We start from the raw sequence: 18,072 nt of genomic DNA, 5'->3' as shown, positions 1-18,072 counted from the left end.
TCAATTCCGATGGCACGCTGGCGTCAGAACGGCATCTTGAAGCCGGGCGGCATGCCCATGCCAGACATCATGCCGGACATTTTGTCCTTCTGGTTGGCCTCTACCCGGCGAACGGCATCGTTCACCGCGGCGGCCAGCAGGTCTTCCAGGATTTCCTTGTCTTCGGACAGCAAGGAAGGATCGATCTCTACCTTTTTGACGTCGTGTCGACCGTTCATGGTGACCTTCACCAGCCCGGCGCCGGATTCTCCAGTCACTTCCGCCTTGGCGATTTCTTCCTGGGCCTTCTGCATCTGCTCTTGCATCTGCTGGGCCTTTTTCATCAGGTCGCCCATATTGTTCATCATCTGCTTATCTCCTGCCTGTCTCTGCGGGGCGGATGGATTCTTCTACCACCCGTCCTTCAAATCGTTCAACGATGCTCTGCACCACCGGATCTTGCCGGATGGCAGCTTCTGCGGCTTTCTGCCGGGCGACCCGCTGGCGCTCTTCAAACGCCGCCGGAGTATGGGGCCCGGGAATGCCCTGCTCTATCTTTAACTGTGTGGCGTCGCCAAAGTAGGATCTCAAGGCCGCCACAATTTTTTCTTCGTGTCGGGCGTTCAGCAGCCGGGCATGGCCTTCATCCAGGGTAAGCACCACGGTTTGCCCGTCCATGGCCATGGCGCTGTAGCTGGCCAGGTTGCCGGGCATGCCGGTGATTTCCAGCTGCCGGTAGTCACGTTCCCAGACAAAGCCGTCCGGGTTAACCGGTTCGGCAGGCGCTACGGATTCGGGCTCCGGATCCGGCTCGATTACAGCCTCCGGTGTCTCGACCGGCTGCGGGCTACGGGGTTCCGGTTCGCTGACTGGCTCCTGCGCTACCATTGGATCCGGCGCCACCTCATCATAATACGGGGGTTCCGGCTCATCCTCCCAGGGCGGGGTATCCATAACCGGTGGTTCCGGCATGGATTCTGCCGCTGGCTCCGGTGCGGGCGCAGGCGCCGGTTCAGGCTCCGGAGATGGCGCTACGGGCTGCGGCTCAGGTTGCGGATGTTCCGCTACCGGGGGCGATACCGGGCCAGGGTCAGGCTCCGGTTCGGCGCGGCCGGTGTTTTCCGTGTTACCGGAAGTCACTGCTGGCGGCTCACGACGGTCAGCCCCTGGCCGGAACGCGAGCATACGCAGCATGGTCATTTCAAAACCCATGCGGGCGTCTGGCGTTACCGCGAGGTCTTTGCGGCCGATCAGGGCGGTCTGGTAGAACAGTTGGGCATCTTCGGCACTCAGCTGCCTGGCCAGCGCCTGCACCTGGGCGGCATCACCCAGCGCATTATCGGCACTGCCCGGCACTACCTGCTCCATGGTCACGCGATGGAACAGGGAAAGCAGGTCGGCCAGGATGACCCCGTAATCCGGCGCAAATTCGGAAATCCGACTGATTTCCGCCAGCAACCCGGGGCCGTCCCGCTCTACCAGGGTACTGACTATCCGTTCAATGTCCCGCTGGTCGATGGTACCCAGCATATTACTGACATCGCTGGCACTGAGGTTCTCGTTGCCGAAGGCGATGGCCTGGTCGGTCAGGCTCAGGGCATCCCGCATACTGCCATCGGCTGCCCGGGCCAGCAGCCACAGGGCCGGCTCTTCAAACGGAATGGTTTCTTCTGTCAGCACGTGTTTCAGGTGGCCGACAATGTGTTCCGGCGTCATCCGTTTGAGGTTGAACTGCAAACAGCGGGACAGCACGGTAACCGGCAGTTTCTGGGGATCGGTGGTGGCCAGCAGGAACTTCACGTGCTCCGGCGGCTCTTCCAGGGTTTTCAGAAACGCATTGAAGGACTGGTTGGTGAGCATGTGCACCTCGTCGATGAGGTACACCTTGAACCTGCCACGACTGGGTGCGTACTGAACGTTATCGGTCAGTTCGCGCATGTCATCCACGCCGGTGCGGGATGCGGCGTCGATTTCGATAAGATCGACAAACCGGCCTTCCAGGATCTCCTTGCAGCTGTCACATTCGCCGCAGGGGTTCGGAGTAATGCCGGTTTCACAGTTAAGGCACCGGGCCAGCAGGCGGCCAATGGTGGTTTTACCCACACCCCGGGTACCGGTGAACAGATACGCATGGTGCAGGCGCTGGTGTTCCAGTGCGTGAACAAGTGCCTGCAGCACGTGTTCCTGCCCAACCATGTCTTCAAACGTACGGGGGCGCCATTTCCGGGCTAAAACCTGATAGCTCATGTTCCGTCAACTGCTGTGAAAAATGCGCTTAACTCTAGCATGGACCCGGTTTCAGAAGAAGGATGACGTGGCTATGAATCCAAGCCGGCCGTGCGCTCCAGGGCGCGAATTCGCCGGCGTTCATGCTCTTCGGTGAAGATCCGTTCCCGCAGGGCTTCCACCGCAGCCTGCCGGTCGGCCGGAGCCAGGCCTTCGTTATTGTCGATCAGGGCCTTTTGCTGCCGGTATTCACCCAGCCGGTTCTGCCACTGATTCCGCTGTTGGTCGAGCCGTGCCAGGCGTTCGGTAGCTTCCGCACCATAGGCCTGTAAACGCAACTCCCGCACTTCGGCTTCCGAAGCTCCCTGCTCCCGCAGTTGCTGCACCTGCATGGCCGTTTCGACCACGGTTCGGGACCGGCGACGGAGTTCACGGGAATACTCTGGCAACAGCTGGTCCAGCTGCGCCAGGGCGCGGTCACGCTCGGAAGCTGTCAGGCTTTCGTCGCTGAGAATCTTCTGGCGGTCGAGCATCACCTGCAACCGGCGCTCTTCTTCACCAAAAAAGCCTTCCGCCACATCCGGGCCGAGATGCTCCCGGCGCAGGTCATGAATCTGGCCCAGGGCCTGGCGAACGTCGTCAACGCTGTGGTGTTCGTTACTGGCCATCGCTTCCGCTGCTTTCCGGTACGACAGGTAGTCATCAAGAATGGCGAGCACCTGTCGCTGAATCTCCGGAGGTAAATCCTGTGCCTTGAGCTCAGACGCCAGGCGGGCCTTCAGGGTTTCGTAATGGGAGGCGCCCCCCGTCAGCCCGATAAAGAAATCCAGGTAACGGCGCAGCTGGCGGTCCAGCACCAGGTTGCCATTCATATCAAGGCGCACCTGTCCGTCCACTTCAATGTCAGAAACGCGGTCATCACGGGGTAAGGCAGGATGATTCACATTACCGGGCACCAGCGCGGAACCCGTTGAACCAGCAGTAGCTGCCGGTTTCTGATGCTCCTGCTCTACTACCGATGAGACTGGCTCCGGGGCCGTCTTGACGGGACCCGGCATAAGCCACCAGCCGACTGCTCCGAATATAAGCGGCAGGCCAGCCAATACAGCAAATCGTTTATGGTTCATAAAATCGATCCGTGGCGGGCCGCAGGGGCCCGCCTTCGGTTATCGGCAGTGTCAGAGGCCAAGATTCTTGAGACGGTTTGCCTGTTGCCGGTACAGCTGAACCGGATCTGTCACAAACGGCCCTACCAGCCCCAACACCTGGTTCACTTCGTCCAGGTGGTTGTGGCGGTAATCCACACCCAGCACCTTGCCAAGCTTCATGCTGCAGGACGGCACCATGCCGTCGGAGGGTTCGTCAAAGACGGGAGTCAGGGCACCCAGCAGCAGGTCGCTCGGGTCCAGAACATTGGTGACCGCTTTGTTGCCGCCCCAGGAGTAATAACGGATACCGTTGGCCTCCTGTGCACCATCGTTGCCGCAGTACGAAGAAGGAAGGCCTGCCGGGAATTCGGTGTTGAAGGCCAGGCTGCCCTCGGTGCTCAGTGACTGGATGGCCGCTGCGGTGTCTTGCGGCAGGCCGCCACCGCCTGAGAAGGTATCGATCAAGCCGAAAAACCAGTCTCCCAGTCCGTCCAGGCTGCCGTTATTCAGGGTATCTGCCAGCGGGGTGCCCCAGTTAACGCCACCGACACTGGATACCGAAGCCACCAGGTCTGGCCGCACGCCCGCCACATAGCGAATGGTTGGGCCGCCATGGCTGTGGCCAATCAGGTGCACCTTCTCGGCCCCGGTTACTGCTATATATTCTTCAATCTGGGCCAGCAACTGCTCACCACGGATCTCGGTAGAGTTGGCAGCAGACACCTGGGGAACAAAGACTTCCGCCCCGCTTTCCGCCAGTTCATCCGGCACTCCGTTGAAATAGGAGACCAGGCCAAACAGCTTATTGAAGCCTGACAACCCGTGCACCAGGACAATCGGATGCTCGGTCTGGGTATAGGTATCCTGCTTACTGAACCACCATGCGGAAGCCGGCTGGGCAGTCATTGCTGCCGCCAGTACACCCGCCGTTACAACTGCTTTTGTTTTGGCACTTTTCATGTGTTTCCCTTTTTGTCTTTGTTGTGTTCGGGCAACGGCACAATACCCAATGGGCAGCATGCCAAAAACACTATAGACAGGGATAAGTGCCAACAGGGCCACATAACGCTCAATTGTGAAACGGTTCACAAAGCGATACAGGAAAATAGAGAAAAATCGGAAAGAAAGAACAACGAGGGAAAAATCTGGGGGTGACCCCACCAGCAATCCCCCGGCACACACATCCACCGCTTCGGCTGCTCCCTTCCGGGCCTGACCGGGTTCACGGTTTCATGTTGCGGAGGCACCAATGGGGCCACCATAACGGCGTTTCGGGACATTTCCCCGAAAGCGGCGCGAATAGTATCAGAAGGGTTTCAGGACTACAACGGCCTATAGCGGTAATGGCACTTCATCCTGCCGGAACCAGCAGGCAATGCTGTAACGGGTGCGCCTTGCCGGCAGAACCTCATGGGGCACCTGCTCGCTCAGGAACAGCACCGCCCTGCCTGCTTCCGGACGCACCTGCCCGACCATCTGCCCGGAATCAGCTGCAGAGAACACCCGCAGTTCTCCGCCATCTTCCAGCCCCCAATCCTCGTTCAGGTACAACACCAGGCTGACCACCCGGGAGGCACGGCCACGAAAGCTGTCCAGGTGGCGCTTGTAGAAATCGCCGGGGTGATAGGTGGCGTAATGGGCCTCAAACCGCTTGAGCCCCAGATACAGACGCCGGCTCAGACCTTCCCTTATCTGTTCCAGGCACTCGAACAACAAACGCTGAGGCTCACTGTAACCATCCAGCCAGGCAATCTTGTCGCGGCGCACACTGCGGTCTTTCACCAGGTCCGAGCCCCGGCCGATACCGGCGCGGCTCATGGCCTCGGTTTTATCCAGGATGGCTACTTCGTTGCGCAACGCCGCCAGCAAACCAGCCGGCAACCGGGGGGTAAGGTCCAGCTCCATCCAGGCCGATTCACTCAAACCATCTGCCAGCTCATCCAGCCAGAAGTCATCAATCGCTGGCTGAACATCTGCCCCGGTAACGGTGCTTATCAGTTCGTCACCGGCAACCTGTTCGAGCTGATCGGCAGCACGTTCCAGTACAGGGTCCGGAAACGGAATGATAATGGCCTGGTCGGTGTCTGAATGCATGGTGGGGCCTCGCGGAATTTTCCGGCTATTGTAGGGTCAAACTCGCCGGTAAGCCGTATTTAATTTACTCTGCGGATAAGAAGATACACTTAAGGAAAAACCACCCGCCATGCCTGAAAGCAGCCACACTCCGCCGGTCTCCGTCACCCCGGGCCAATGGTCGTTCACCCGCTGGAAAACCATTGGCCAGCTGGAAGCCCTGGAGGTTCATCATCCGGTATTCAGCGCTACAGTGTTTCTGCAGGGCGCGCACCTCACCCACTTTGCCGTAAACGACGACACCAACTGGCTGTGGCTGAGTGATACCGCCCGATTTGAACCGGGCCGTGCCATCCGCGGAGGCATTCCTGTGTGCTGGCCCTGGTTTGGCGACCCGGCCCGCAACCCGCCGGAGATCCGCAAACGGGTGCATACACCCTCAGCCCACGGCTTCGCCCGCACTGCCCTCTGGCGGCTGGAAGATGTCCGGGAAAGTGCCCACGAAGTGGAAATCAGCCTGTCCCTGAATGCTAATGACGACTTCGCAGACCAATGGGATGGCCATGCGCTGGCGCTGATCACCTTCAGCTTTTCAGTCCGCGGCTGCCAGATTGCCCTGACCACCACCAATCTATCCAAAGACCCGCTGGCCCTGAGCCAGGCCCTGCACACCTATCTGCCAACCTCGGACATCAGCCGCACACGTTTACTGGGGCTGGGCCACAGCCAATATATGGATACCCTGAAAGACTGGGACTACTTTGAACAGGAAGGCCCGGTTTATTTCGACGGTGAAACTGACCGCATCTACGAATCGGCAGAGCCACTGACCCTGGTCACCCCCGCGGGAAAACGCAAACTGACATCTGTTGGCAGTGATTCCACGGTAGTGTGGAACCCCGGCCCCGGGAAAGCCTTAAGACTTTCTGACTTTCCTGGCACTGGCTGGCAAAAAATGGTGTGTGTCGAAACGGCCAATGCAGCCACGGACTACCGGGTATTAAATGAGGGCCAAAGCCACACACTCGGCGTTGTCATTGGTCGCGGCTGACGGCCTGAAGTAATCGTCAACACAGGGAGCGGGCATGGGCCTGGCATCTTATCTGAAATCCCGACTGGTTCCGGCGGAGCTGGAAGCGCAGTTGAACCGAATTCGTAAACCCATCGGCAGCCTTGGCTACGACCCCTGGGGATTCAACAACGATGCCGTTAAGTACGGCTTCACCCTCACCCGGCAAATCTACGAGAAATACTTTCGGGTAGAGGCCTCCGGCGTGGAAAAGGTTCCAGCGGAAGGCCCGGTATTGCTGATCGCCAACCATTCCGGCCAGCTGCCCCTGGACGGCCTGCTGATCGGCTATGCGCTGGCTTCCCGCCCGGACCAGCCTCGCATACCCAGAGCCATGATCGAGCGCTTCTTCCCGACCGTCCCATGGCTGGGCAACCTGCTCAACGATGTGGGCGCCGTGCTGGGCGACCCCATCAACTGCGCCAAGATGCTGGAGAACGATGAAGCCGTCATCGTTTTCCCTGAAGGGGTTCGGGGCTCCGGCAAACTCTACCGGGACCGCTACCAGCTCCAACGTTTTGGCAACGGATTCATGCATCTGGCGATGAAATACAACACCCCAATTGTGCCCGTGGGCGTTGTCGGCTGCGAAGAAACCATTCCGGCCATTGCCAACATCAAACCCCTGGCCAAGGCGCTGGGCGTGCCCTACGTACCGGTGGCGCTACCGGTGATCTTCCCGGTGAAAGTGCGCCTGAACTTTGGCGAACCCATGTACTTCGACAACAGCGAGATTCCGGAAGAACAGGTGACCGAGCGCGTTGAAGCGGTCAAGACAGAAATCCGCAAACTGATCGACAAAGGCCTGAGCGAGCGGGAGGGGCTGTTCTGATGTCTGAGCAACGCAAGCCCAGAATCCTGGTGACCGGTGCAGCCGGCGCCCTCACCCAGCAAGTCATTAACCGCCTGAGCGATAACTGCGACATTGTCGCGGTGGACTTCCGGCAGCAGGTGTACCTGGGCGATGACATTCCCAGCTACTGCATCGACCTGAACAAACGCGGCTTCGAGGACCTGTTCCGGCAATACCGGTTTGACGGCGTTATCCACCTGGGCCGGCTGATGACCAGCGAACTGACCCGGATGCGCCGCTACAACGCCAACGTACTGGGCACCCAGAGGCTACTGGACCTCTCCCACAAATACGGCATCAAACGGGTGATTATCCTCTCCACCTTCCACGTGTATGGCGCCATGGCCTACAACCCGGCGCTGATTGACGAGGCAGCCCCCCTGAAAAGTGCCGGGCTGAGCGCAGACCTGGTGGATTCCGTGGAACTGGAAAACCTGGCCAACATCTACCTGTGGCGGTATCCGGAGCTGAACATCACCATTCTGCGGCCCTGCAACATCGTCGGCCCGGGTGTACGCAACACCATGAGCGCCCTGCTCTCCAGTGAACGGGCGCCGGTGCTGGCAGGTTTTTCGCCGATGATGCAGTTCATCCATATTGACGACATGGCCGATGCCATCGTGCTGGCCTGGCAACAGCCGGTTAAAGGCGTATTCAACGTGGCGCCCCACGATTGGGTAGCCTACCAGCAAGCCCTGAAAATGTGCGGCTGCAAGCGCATTCCGATTCTGTCTGTGCCACCCATTGTGCCGAAAGCCATTGCCCGGCTATTGAACCTGAAAAGCTTCCCACACTACCTGCTGGCTTTCTTCAAGTACCCGGTGGTGATTGACGGGCGAGCCTTTGCCAGGGAGTTCGGCTTCAAGCCCAAGCGCCCCCTGAAAGAAATCTTCCGCTACTACCGCAACAACAAGCGCCCGGTGTAACCTTGACGGTGAACGGGCGCCGATTTTCCGGAATTTGATAGACGGAAAGCGGCGAACAGGGATACTCTGTACAAAATAAGTACAGAACTACGGTTCAAGGATTGACCGGATGCTCAGGGACTTCAGCCTGATCAGCTATGGCTCTGCCGCGGCAGTATTCGCGGTATTGTCTGTATTTGTTGCCACCCGCTACCTGCGCCGGGATATCGACCGCGGGCTGTTCCTGGCTGCCTTCGTGACCACCCTCTGGGCCGGCACACTGGTGGCGCAGGATATCTGGGGCCACCCAGGGTTCCTGATCCGCTATCTGCTGGAATTACTGCGCGACACCGCCTGGATCCTCTTGCTGTTTGCCATGCTTCGAACCGCCTTCCGGCAAGGCCGGCTGGCAGGCCAGATGAAGAAGGTGCTTGGTGCGGCGACCTTTGTGCTTATCGTCACACTGATAACCCTCGGCGCCATCGAATTTGTCTTCAATGTTGATATCGTCAACGGCAAAACCATGCTGCTGGGCCAGATTGCCCTGTCTTTGCTCGGGCTTTCATTGGTTGAACAGATCTGGAGAAACTCCCCCGCTTTTGGCCGCTCCAGCCTTAAATACCTCTGTATTGGCATAGCGACCCTGTTCGCTTTCGACTTTTTCATGTACGCCGATGCCCTTCTGTTCGGCAAGGTATCTGAGGCATTCTGGAATGCCCGGGGCTTTGTGAATGCGGCGCTGATGCCGCTGTTTGCCATCAATGTGATCAACACCCGGAAACAACCGGTCGACTTCCAGCTATCCCGCTCCGCCGTTTTCCATGCCGGCACCCTGATTCTGGCAGCCGGCTACCTGCTCCTGCTGGCCGTCGGCGGTTACTATGTGCGGGCCTTTGGGGGCCAGTGGGGCGAGGCCCTGCAGGTGCTGTTAATTACCGTGTCCATAGCTTTCCTGGTCACCCTGCTGATGTCCCGCCGGGTGCGCGCCCGCCTGATGGTGTTTATCAGCCAGAACTTCTTCGACTACAAATACGATTATCGTGAAGAGTGGCTGAAAATGACCCGGGAACTGGCCAATCTCAGTGACGAACCACCCTTGCCGGAGCGGGTGATTCGAATTCTGGCCGGGCTGGTGGAAAGCAACTCCGGGGCTATCTGGCTGAAAGATGACCAGGCCGGTTATGCAATGAAGGCCAGCGCCAACCTGGCCACTCCCCGATACACCATTATTGACGACGATTCCGACCTGGTGCGCTTTTTCCGGGCACAGGAATGGATTATCGACCTTCAGGAGTATCAGGAAGACCCTATCCGGTATGACCTGATGGAGCTGCCGGACATAATCCGGAACACCCCGGATGCCTGGCTGGTGATACCGCTTTACCTTGGTAACGAACTGTACGGGATCGCCCTGGTTGGCAAGCCCTATGCTCACGTAGAGCTGAACTGGGAAAACTTTGACCTGATCAAAGTGGTGGCCCGGCAAACCTGTAACCTGCTGGCCCAGACTGATGCCCAGAACCGGTTGTCCCGCGCTATGCAGTTCGAGGCTTTAAACAGGGCCTCCGCGTTTATGGTGCATGACTTGAAAACCCTGATCGCCCAGCTCTCCCTGCTGGTGAAAAACGCGCCGAAGCACCGGGACAATCCAGCGTTCATTGACGACATGATTGCAACCACAGACCACGCGGTTCGCAAAATGTCAAACCTGGTAGACCACATCCGGAAGCCACATACCACTCCGGACCAGGCCACCGATACCAGCCTGGACCTGACCGGGCTGCTTGAGGAATTAATCGAACACAACAGCCGACGCAGCCCCGCACCCCGCCTGATGGGCAATCCGGCCCCCATCATGGTTCGGGCCGACAAGGAGCAGCTTCGCAGCGTGCTGGGCCACCTGATCCAGAACGCGCAGGATGCCACCCCGCCCGATGGCGAGATCACCATCAACCTCAAGCCTGCCAGGGGCAACGTTGTGATGTTTATCCAGGACACCGGCTGCGGCATGACCGAAGAGTTTATCAGCACCCAGCTCTTCAAACCCTTTGCCAGCACCAAGGGGCTGACCGGCATGGGAATTGGCGCCTACCAGGCCCGGGAATACATCCGGGAACTCGGGGGCAGTATTGATGTAACCAGTGAGCCGGGCGTGGGCTCCTGCTTCTCTGTCCGCTTACCTGTTGCGGCTTCTACCCAGCAGAACGCCAAGTATTTGCCGGCCACTACGAACCCCACACCCAAACAAGGCGTCAACTAATTGACGTTTTGCAGACTTTCACAAATTCAAACATTGCAAACCGTCAATATTAAGTTAAGAATCGTAACAAGAGACAAACAAAGGATTGATTGTTGTTGTGAAGCGACTACTGATAGTAGAGGACGACCCCGGACTGCAAAGCCAGATGCGCTGGTGCTTCAGTGACCAAATCGAGGTTTCGGTTGCGGCTGACCGCGATTCCGCACTGACTGCGCTGCGCCGCATGGAACCTCAGGTAATCACACTGGACCTTGGCCTGCCGCCCGACGCTGGTGGTGCTTCCGAGGGCTTTGCCCTTCTGGAAGAGATCCTCCGGCTGGCCCCGATGACCAAGGTGATTGTGGTGACAGGCCGGGAAGACAAGGAAAACGCCGTAAAGGCGATCGGTATGGGCGCCTCGGACTTTTACCAGAAGCCCCTGGACGCCGACATACTGACCTTTGTGGTTAACCGGGCCTTCCGGCTGGCAGAGCTGGAACAGGAAAACCGCGAACTCATCGGCCAGACCAACGGCGCCAGCATAAAAGGGATTGTCTCCGCCAGTCCTGAAATGATGGAGATCTGCCGAACCATCGAGAAAGTCGCCCCCACCGACGTAACCACCCTGATTACCGGCGAGACCGGTACCGGCAAGGAACTGCTGGCCCGGGCCCTGCATGATCTGAGCCACCGGACAGACCAGCCCTTCGCCGCCATCAACTGTGCAGCCATCCCTGAAAACCTGCTGGAAAGCGAGCTGTTCGGCTTTGAAAAAGGCTCCTTCACCGGCGCCACCCAGGCCAAGAAGGGAAAAATCGAAAGCGCCAACGGCGGCACCCTGTTCCTGGACGAAATAGGCGATATGCCCATGGCTCTGCAGGCCAAGCTATTGCGCTTCCTGCAAGAACGCGTTGTTGACCGGGTAGGCTCGGTAAAGCCGGTTCCGGTGGACGTACGTGTAGTGTGCGCCACCCACAGGAACGTTCAGGAACTGATTACACAGGGAGAATTCCGGGAAGATCTCTATTACCGCATCAGCGAGATAACGCTCGATGTACCCGCCCTGCGCGAGCGGGACGGAGACGCCCTGGTAATTGCCCAGTCGTTACTGAAAAGCCTGGGCAAGCAACTGGACCGGCCAAACCTGAGCTTTTCGGAAGACGCCGTGCAGGCCATCACCAGCTATGCCTGGCCGGGCAATGTCCGGGAAATGATCAACAAGGTGAAGCGCGCCATCATCATGGCCGATGGAAAACGGGTAAGCGCCGGCGACCTGCAGTTAAGCACTGGCGAGGGTGAATCGGTCAACCAGCTGAACCTGAGACAGGTACGGGAACAAGCCGAGAAACAAGCCATTCTCCAGGCTCTTCATTGCACCTCGTTCAACATGTCCCAGGCGTCCCGGTTACTGGGGGTCACGCGCCCCACCCTGTACAACCTCACCGACAAATACAGGATAGAAACCTCGGCGGAGTCGCCCGCCTCCTGACCCATTTACCCGCTATTTTGCCTATCGTTATCAAGGAGCAGATACCGTGCATACAACAACAAATAATCTAACAAAGCCTCGGCTCACAACACTGCTACTTGCCGGCGCCCTGCTGCTGCCGTTACCGGTTCTGACTGGCTGCAATAACCAGAGCACATCCAACGAGGCAACGTCCCATATTACAAGGGCTGAAACCTACGCAGACCAGGGCCAGTACCGGTCCGCCTTGCTGGAAGTAAGAAACGCGGTACAGGCAGAGCCGGATAACGTTGGCCATATCGTCCACCTGGCTGAACTGTATCTGCAGATAGGCGCGTCCCGGCAGGCCTCCGAACTGCTGGAACCCTGGCTGAAAGACCATGCCTCACAGGTGGCCATTCCACTGGCCGAAGCCTACGTAAACCAGGGCAAACACCTTTCAGCCACCGAGACCCTGGCCCTTCACAATGCTTCCAACCCCCAGGAACAATTACGGGCGTCGCTGGTTCGCGCTGAAACCCTGCGCTTGTCCGGAGACAAGGCTGAAGCGCTGTCCCTGTATCGCAGCCTGATGGACAACAACCCGTCGAACCTGGATGCCGTGACCGGCACCCTGAAAACCCAGATGGACCTGAACCAGACCTCACAAACCATCCGCAGCGCCGATGACTGGATGGCGAGAAACCAGCCCGAGCCAGAGGTGCAATACTGGAAAGGCATGGCCCAATACCGGGAGAACGACCTGGAAAACGCCGCAGCCACACTGACAAACGCCGCAGGCAGCATGCCGACGTCTGATGTTTTCCTGCCGGTGCGCCGGCAAGTACTGACGGCACTGTCCCGGGTGCTGACCGAGCAGGGCAAGATTACCGAAGCCCAGGTTTACAACAAAATTCTGGCCGACAACCAGAATTCCGGTGCCCGGGAGCAAGGCGAAGCTGCGGTAGCGGCGCTACGTGAAGGCAACGTCGACCAGGCCAAAACCATTCTCCGGGACATGCTGAAGCTGGACCCGGAAAACCAGCAGGCGGCCCTGATGCTCGGGGCTCTTGAAACCGGCACCGGCGAGCTGGATGAAGGCGCTCGCTTGCTGACCGAGAACCTTGACCCTGAAACCACACCAACCCCCTTCCTGCGCGCCGCTGCCATGGCACAAATCGACCAGGGCGAACGGGAAGAAGCGCTGAAAACACTTGAACGGGCCATGCAGGCCCGGCCGGACGACAACGAAATCATTGCCATGCACGGCATTCTGGCCCTGAGCCTGCCCGGGAAGGAAAGTGACGGAGTGGCCAGCCTGAGCAAAGCCATCAGCAACGAACCCGAACGCACTCGTTTGCGGTTGGCCCTGGCCCAGCACTACCTGCGCAACAACCAGCCCGAGCAGGCACTGGGCCAACTGCGAATGGCTTTCGCCGCCCAGCCGGAAGACTGGCACACCACCGGCACTTACATGAATGTGTTGCTGGCCCGCGGTGAAGAAACCGAGGCTAAGGAACTGAGGGACTCACTGGTTAATGGCTACGGCGATATGCCCCAGGCAGTGCTACTCGCCAGCCTGGCGGACAGCCGCCTTGGGGATACCGACGCCGCTACCGCGCGGATAGAAAAGCTGGCACAGCAACACCCTGAAATGGCACAACCCAGACTGGCACTGGCCGCCATTCTGGCCCGCACCGGAAACCGCGAGCGGGCCATCGAAGAACTGGTGCAAGTGCGCACCCTGCTGGGAGAAGAGCAAACCTCCGAGACCATTGCCGTAAACCGCCTGCTTGGCCAGCTACTGGTTGCAGAAACCCGCGCAGCAGTTCAGGCAGAAGACTACCCGACCGCCCGGGCCAAAGCGGCAGAAGCCGTTGCCCTGGCACCTGATAACCAGGGTCTGGCCCTGCTGGCCGTGGGGGTTTCGCAGGCTGAGGGCAAGCATCAGCAAGCGCTGGAAGAACTGCAAGCCGTGGAAGACAACCTCGGCGTAACTACGGCAACCGTGCTGGCGAGGACATCCATACTGGAATCCCAAAACGGACCCGAAGCAGCTTGGACGTACCTGAAGGAACAATGGCAGGAACGCAAGGAAACCGCCCTTCTGCCCACCCTGCTCCGCCTGGCAGCCAGCCAGGGCCCGGAAGCCCGAGGCGAAATCACCAGCCAATGGCTGGACCATGAACCACAAAGCATTGCCGCCAACCTGGCCCGAGCCGACTGGCTGATGAACAACAACCAGAATGAGCTGGCCGCCACCCACTATGACTATGTTCTGGAGCAGCAGCCCAACAACATCGCTGCCCTGAACAATCTGGCCTGGCTGCTGAGGGAAAACGATACCGAACGGGCGCTGGAGCTCGCGCGCAGAGCCAGTGAACAGGCCCCCCAAAACTCTGCCGTACTGGACACCTATGGCTGGGTGCTGCACCTGGCCGGTAACCACCAGCAAGCGGTCACCACCCTGGAAAAAGCGCTGGCACTGGCGCCGGGTAACGAAGACATCACCAGCCACCTGGAGAGTGCCAGGAAAGCCTTGTAAGAAATCCTGACAAAACGTCTCTGCCACACGAACCAGAAGGGCCGGATCGCTATAAGCACCGGCCCTGTTTTTTGGGTTGTCGAAAACTTTTACATACGTCTCTTGGCTGCCAAAGAAATTCAACGGAAATTCAGTCAGTTAGCTGGTTGGCACGATAATCGCTTAATACAAGGAGAAGATCGGGTTTTATCCCGGTCAGGAGCCAAACCACCCGCGAGGATGGGACGGAAAGCCAAGGATCTCTGGTCAGTATCCGAAGAGACAGCCTGGTTGCAAAGCGAACTACAGGGATTTAGAGCTTCACAACCGGAGAAGACCCATGAAACTCAAACTTATTACTGTTGCAATAGCGCTAACAGCGTGGACAACCGCGGCCAACGCTGTCTACATTGAGACCAATGAGGCAAATGGGGAGAAGTCTCTACAGACTATCCTCAATGACATTACAGTTGACGGAGACAGCTCAGTAAACGTTCAAACCGATCAGGCAACACCGTCAAGCCTTTGGAAAAATACTGAATCGGGCACTACCCAGTCTCGCTATGTAGCCTCGATCGCAGGTAACACAACCGACGGCTTAACCTCTGTTGGCATTTATGATCCAAATGACCCGTTTAACCTTAACAAGCGGTACACCCTTTTTGACACTGCGACGGACAGTGTAGGAACAGGTCAGGTGTTCGGCGTAGCCGACGATGGCAAAGTGTATGACGGTGAAAACGCCGAGGACTTCACAGGGATCCAGTTCGGTGGCGACACCTTCGGTTTCTTCCTTACGATTGCGGGACAGGGAGGATACACGCTCTATTCACAAAATGCCCTAAACCCAAATGATGAACAGCAGATGGTTGCATTCCAAGGTAAGGGTGATGATGTAGACCTCGGATCTGTCTTCGGTGCTACCAATTGGAAGGATGGTTGGATCTTAGCTTGGGAAGACCAATCCTACGCAAGCAGCGACATGGACTTCAACGACTTTGTACTGTTCCTTGAATCCGCAGTGCCGGTACCTGAACCCGGCACCCTCGCCCTACTTGGCCTCGGACTTGCCGGCCTTGGTGCCGCCCGTCGTCGCCAAAAAGCCTGATATTCTTAGGCTTTCTGAAAAGCCAGCTTCGGCTGGCTTTTTTGTGCGCACATTTGTTTTATGTCGTCACAAACAACGGTATTCTGAAGCTGTAGCAATGCCGGTGGACAGAAGATGTTAAGGAAGACATTAGACAACCTGCCCTATGCCCTGCCGTACCTGATCGTAACTGCAGTCAGCGTAGTTTTGTTCTATCCAACCTGGATAAGGCTGGCATCAGAATGGCTGGAGTTTGAGCAGGTACTGGCCCATGGATTGGCCACCGCGGTTATCTACGTAGCGCTTCTCTTGATCCACCCTCCGTTGCCGACCAATACGCAAGCCCCTTCAGCATCCAGGTTTCAGGTAACCGGCATCCTGATTCTGTTAGTCACCACGCTTGTCTGGGCCTTACTTGAGCTGGTCAGAATAGACACCCTCACCTATCTGATGCTACCCGCCGGCCTGCTTGCCACCAGTTGGACGTTGCTGGGTTTTCACAGAGCGCTGCGCTTGCTTCCCTACGTTATCCTGCTCGCCCTTTCTCTGCCGATCTGGGCGGATGTCATTCCCGCCCTGGTCGCCATTGCCAGCGCCGTGGTGAGCAACTGGGTTCGATTGTTCGGGATGACCGCATTGATTGAAGGCAACAGCATCACCCTGCCCTATGGCCGCCTGGTCATTGCCGATGGCTGCTCCGGTATTCGCTACTTTGCCATTTCCATCTTGCTCGCCGCCATGATGTCTATCCTCAATGACTACCGCTGGCGAGGATGGCTGTGCTTCCTGGCCGCTGCCATGGTTCTCGGGTTGATTGCCAACTGGGTGAGAATCTTCATTCTGGTCGTTATCGGCTATCAGTCCGAGATGCAAAGTGAACTGCTGACCGACCATGAACTGATGGGCTGGGTAATCTACGGTGTTTTTATTCTGCCTGCGCTCTACTTCGCGCCGGTAAAGCGCCGGACAGAAATCAATGCACCCGATGCAAAGCAACTCTCACGCAAAGGTTTATTCGCGGTTCTAGTCGCCCTGATAGCGGGGCCGGTCGCCCTCAACGTGGTTCAACTCTCCGGTGACGAAACCAGCCCCTGGGCGCCACCGAATGCGGCTATGATTCCCGGCCAGCCCTCCGAATTGCCCCTTCAGCTGCGGCTCCCGGATAACCTCGACCACAAAGTTTGGGCAACGCCGGATGGTGCCTGGCTATCAGTGGCACAAAGTGAGCGCTCTGCCGCTACCGATCATAAGCTGGTGCCCTACCTTCGGCCGCCCATTGATTCGGAGGAGTGGTTGGTTCAAGAAACCCAGGGGCAGGTGAAAATCTATCAGAACCGCGTTGGCAGACAGCAGGTGGCTGTTTTGCAGTGGTATCAGGTTGGGGATTACGCAGCCCAAAGCTACCGCGATGCGAAGTTATGGCAGATCCCGGCTACATTAAGTGGAGCAAGCCGGTTTGCGCTGGTTTCAGTGATGGCGGAGTGTGAGCCCAGGCAATGTAACCGGGCGATCGAAAACGTGGGAGCAGCCCAGAACACCATTAGCCTGAGCCCGTTACCACCAGAGAACAAGGCAAGCTCGCAATGAACCAAAGTAATGCTGGCACTGCCAAGATCAACCCGAGAAGCACCGGGTTCATCAATAATGAGGTTTACCGCAAGCATACCCGTGAGCGGAGCCTGGCCGACGAAGCCGGAGAGCTGCAAAGGTGCCTGCAACTAGAGGTTGCCACAGAAAACGTCAGCCCCATACGCCTGGTGGATTTTGATACGGCCACCAACACCCTCACCACCGAACGCGTTCACGGCGATGAACTGTTCCACACGCTCTGGAATGCAACTTACTTGCTAGGCCGGCTGAGAGGCCACCGCCTCAATGATCCGCAGACGATTTTTTCCAGAGTCGGAGAACTTGGACAATGGCTGGCGCTTTACCACAGAACCTCAGCCAGCCACGACGCAGATAACTCGAAAGCCGCCTGGCTCTTGCACGCAACCGAACGCAAGATTCGGGACATCCGGCAGGAAAAGCTTCTGCCCGAGCGGTTACTGGACAAAATCGAGGCCAGGTTTCTGCCTGTTCTGGAGAAACTGAATACCCAGACCTTTCTGGCTGACAATGGAGCTTTCGTTTGCAGGGTTCACGGGGACTTCATTGTCTATAACGTTCTTATTGATCAGAGCCGTCAGCTTCACGTTTTGGATTTCGGTGAGACACGGGTGTCTGGCAACTATGAAGATGTGACCCGCATGTATAGCAGCCTCTATGCGATTGCTGACACCAACCGGACCCGCAGGCGACGCCTTGGCCACTTGCCATCGGTATTCCTTAATGGCTACGGGTTATCAATGCAGGCTACGGAAACCCCATACTTCAAGTGCAACATGGCCTATAATTACCTCACGCATCTTGAAGGTCAGCACTATATGAGAGACCTGTTGTCCTGGAACTCGAACATCGAGATGAGCCAGATAACCAGGGCCGGAATGCGATGGATTAAGCGCCAGCTTTAGCGTGTTGTA

14 protein-coding genes, 1 other RNA gene and 1 riboswitch are annotated in these 18,072 nt (G+C 57.9%); of the genes, 9 read left to right on the top strand and 6 right to left on the bottom strand.

The features are described 5' to 3' along the window. Positions 1-23 precede the first annotated feature (23 nt). The 6 genes from B2589_RS11890 to B2589_RS11865 all read right to left on the bottom strand — a co-directional run bounded on the left by B2589_RS11890 (position 24) and on the right by B2589_RS11865 (position 5,447). Positions 24-347 carry a YbaB/EbfC family nucleoid-associated protein gene (locus B2589_RS11890; RefSeq protein ID WP_022989044.1) on the bottom strand — a complete coding sequence of 108 codons (324 nt, stop codon included), beginning with the start codon at positions 345-347 and terminating at the stop codon, positions 24-26. A 4-nt stretch (positions 348-351) separates the two neighbouring features. Further along, on the bottom strand, positions 352-2,226 hold the full coding sequence (gene dnaX / locus B2589_RS11885; RefSeq protein WP_286816713.1) for a DNA polymerase III subunit gamma/tau: 1,875 nt from the start codon (positions 2,224-2,226) through the stop codon (positions 352-354). A gap of 71 nt (positions 2,227-2,297) precedes the next feature. Further along, positions 2,298-3,149: a lipase secretion chaperone gene (locus B2589_RS11880; protein WP_286816712.1), complete on the bottom strand. Its 852-nt coding sequence runs from the start codon at positions 3,147-3,149 to the stop codon at positions 2,298-2,300. A gap of 234 nt (positions 3,150-3,383) precedes the next feature. Further along, the gene (locus B2589_RS11875; RefSeq protein ID WP_414673956.1) at positions 3,384-4,313 is read right to left on the bottom strand and encodes an esterase/lipase family protein; all 930 of its coding nucleotides are present in this window, start codon (positions 4,311-4,313) and stop codon (positions 3,384-3,386) included. Positions 4,314-4,508: 195 nt separating this feature from the next. After that, positions 4,509-4,605, bottom strand: an RNA gene (gene ffs, locus B2589_RS11870) — signal recognition particle sRNA small type. Positions 4,606-4,685: 80 nt separating this feature from the next. Then, complete coding sequence (locus B2589_RS11865) at positions 4,686-5,447, bottom strand: 2OG-Fe(II) oxygenase (RefSeq protein WP_414673955.1); 762 nt, start codon at positions 5,445-5,447, stop codon at positions 4,686-4,688. A 109-nt stretch (positions 5,448-5,556) separates the two neighbouring features. On the opposite strand from B2589_RS11865, the gene B2589_RS11860 reads away from it, so the two are divergent. The 9 genes from B2589_RS11860 (at position 5,557) to B2589_RS11820 (ending at position 18,063) form a co-directional block, all read left to right on the top strand. Next, on the top strand, positions 5,557-6,477 hold the full coding sequence (locus B2589_RS11860; RefSeq protein ID WP_286816710.1) for a D-hexose-6-phosphate mutarotase: 921 nt from the start codon (positions 5,557-5,559) through the stop codon (positions 6,475-6,477). Positions 6,478-6,511: 34 nt separating this feature from the next. Continuing rightward, positions 6,512-7,327 (top strand): lysophospholipid acyltransferase family protein, encoded by an 816-nt coding sequence (locus B2589_RS11855; protein WP_286816709.1) that lies wholly within the window; start codon positions 6,512-6,514, stop codon positions 7,325-7,327. After that, on the top strand, positions 7,327-8,274 hold the full coding sequence (locus B2589_RS11850; protein ID WP_286816708.1) for an SDR family oxidoreductase: 948 nt from the start codon (positions 7,327-7,329) through the stop codon (positions 8,272-8,274). Before B2589_RS11855 ends, B2589_RS11850 begins: the two co-directional genes overlap by 1 nt. 109 nt (positions 8,275-8,383) lie before the next feature. Next, the gene (gene prsK, locus B2589_RS11845; RefSeq protein ID WP_286816707.1) at positions 8,384-10,513 is read left to right on the top strand and encodes an XrtA/PEP-CTERM system histidine kinase PrsK; all 2,130 of its coding nucleotides are present in this window, start codon (positions 8,384-8,386) and stop codon (positions 10,511-10,513) included. 97 nt (positions 10,514-10,610) lie between these two features. After that, the gene (prsR, locus tag B2589_RS11840; RefSeq protein ID WP_286816706.1) at positions 10,611-11,981 is read left to right on the top strand and encodes a PEP-CTERM-box response regulator transcription factor; all 1,371 of its coding nucleotides are present in this window, start codon (positions 10,611-10,613) and stop codon (positions 11,979-11,981) included. 46 nt (positions 11,982-12,027) lie between these two features. After that, positions 12,028-14,484 (top strand): tetratricopeptide repeat protein, encoded by a 2,457-nt coding sequence (locus tag B2589_RS11835; protein WP_286816705.1) that lies wholly within the window; start codon positions 12,028-12,030, stop codon positions 14,482-14,484. A 191-nt stretch (positions 14,485-14,675) separates the two neighbouring features. Further along, positions 14,676-14,762, top strand: a riboswitch (cyclic di-GMP riboswitch). Between the two features lie 41 nt (positions 14,763-14,803). Beyond that, complete coding sequence (locus B2589_RS11830) at positions 14,804-15,571, top strand: PEP-CTERM sorting domain-containing protein (protein WP_286816704.1); 768 nt, start codon at positions 14,804-14,806, stop codon at positions 15,569-15,571. 114 nt (positions 15,572-15,685) lie between these two features. Next, entirely contained in the window at positions 15,686-17,137 is a 1,452-nt protein-coding gene (locus tag B2589_RS11825; RefSeq protein ID WP_286816703.1) for an exosortase/archaeosortase family protein, read from the top strand. Then, on the top strand, positions 17,134-18,063 hold the full coding sequence (locus B2589_RS11820) for a phosphotransferase (protein ID WP_286816702.1): 930 nt from the start codon (positions 17,134-17,136) through the stop codon (positions 18,061-18,063). Before B2589_RS11825 ends, B2589_RS11820 begins: the two co-directional genes overlap by 4 nt. The last annotated feature ends 9 nt before the right edge of the window (positions 18,064-18,072 follow it).

This window comes from Marinobacter sp. UBA3607, from assembly GCF_002375525.1.
Lineage (GTDB): Bacteria > Pseudomonadota > Gammaproteobacteria > Pseudomonadales > Oleiphilaceae > Marinobacter > Marinobacter vinifirmus.
Note: the sequence above shows the minus strand (reverse complement) of the source record. Positions and strands in the feature narration are given on the sequence as shown.

Bases quoted from the DNA above. Each gene is read 5' to 3' on its own strand.
- B2589_RS11890 (WP_022989044.1), bottom strand. From the start codon at position 347: ATGATGAACAATATGGGCGACCTGATGAAAAAGGCCCAGCAGATGCAA.
- dnaX (WP_286816713.1), bottom strand. From the start codon at position 2,226: ATGAGCTATCAGGTTTTAGCCCGGAAATGGCGCCCCCGTACGTTTGAA.
- B2589_RS11875 (WP_414673956.1), bottom strand. From the start codon at position 4,313: ATGAAAAGTGCCAAAACAAAAGCAGTTGTAACGGCGGGTGTACTGGCG.
- B2589_RS11865 (WP_414673955.1), bottom strand. From the start codon at position 5,447: ATGCATTCAGACACCGACCAGGCCATTATCATTCCGTTTCCGGACCCT.
- B2589_RS11860 (WP_286816710.1), top strand. From the start codon at position 5,557: ATGCCTGAAAGCAGCCACACTCCGCCGGTCTCCGTCACCCCGGGCCAA.
- B2589_RS11855 (WP_286816709.1), top strand. From the start codon at position 6,512: ATGGGCCTGGCATCTTATCTGAAATCCCGACTGGTTCCGGCGGAGCTG.
- B2589_RS11850 (WP_286816708.1), top strand. From the start codon at position 7,327: ATGTCTGAGCAACGCAAGCCCAGAATCCTGGTGACCGGTGCAGCCGGC.
- prsK (WP_286816707.1), top strand. From the start codon at position 8,384: ATGCTCAGGGACTTCAGCCTGATCAGCTATGGCTCTGCCGCGGCAGTA.
- B2589_RS11830 (WP_286816704.1), top strand. From the start codon at position 14,804: ATGAAACTCAAACTTATTACTGTTGCAATAGCGCTAACAGCGTGGACA.
- B2589_RS11825 (WP_286816703.1), top strand. From the start codon at position 15,686: ATGTTAAGGAAGACATTAGACAACCTGCCCTATGCCCTGCCGTACCTG.
- B2589_RS11820 (WP_286816702.1), top strand. From the start codon at position 17,134: ATGAACCAAAGTAATGCTGGCACTGCCAAGATCAACCCGAGAAGCACC.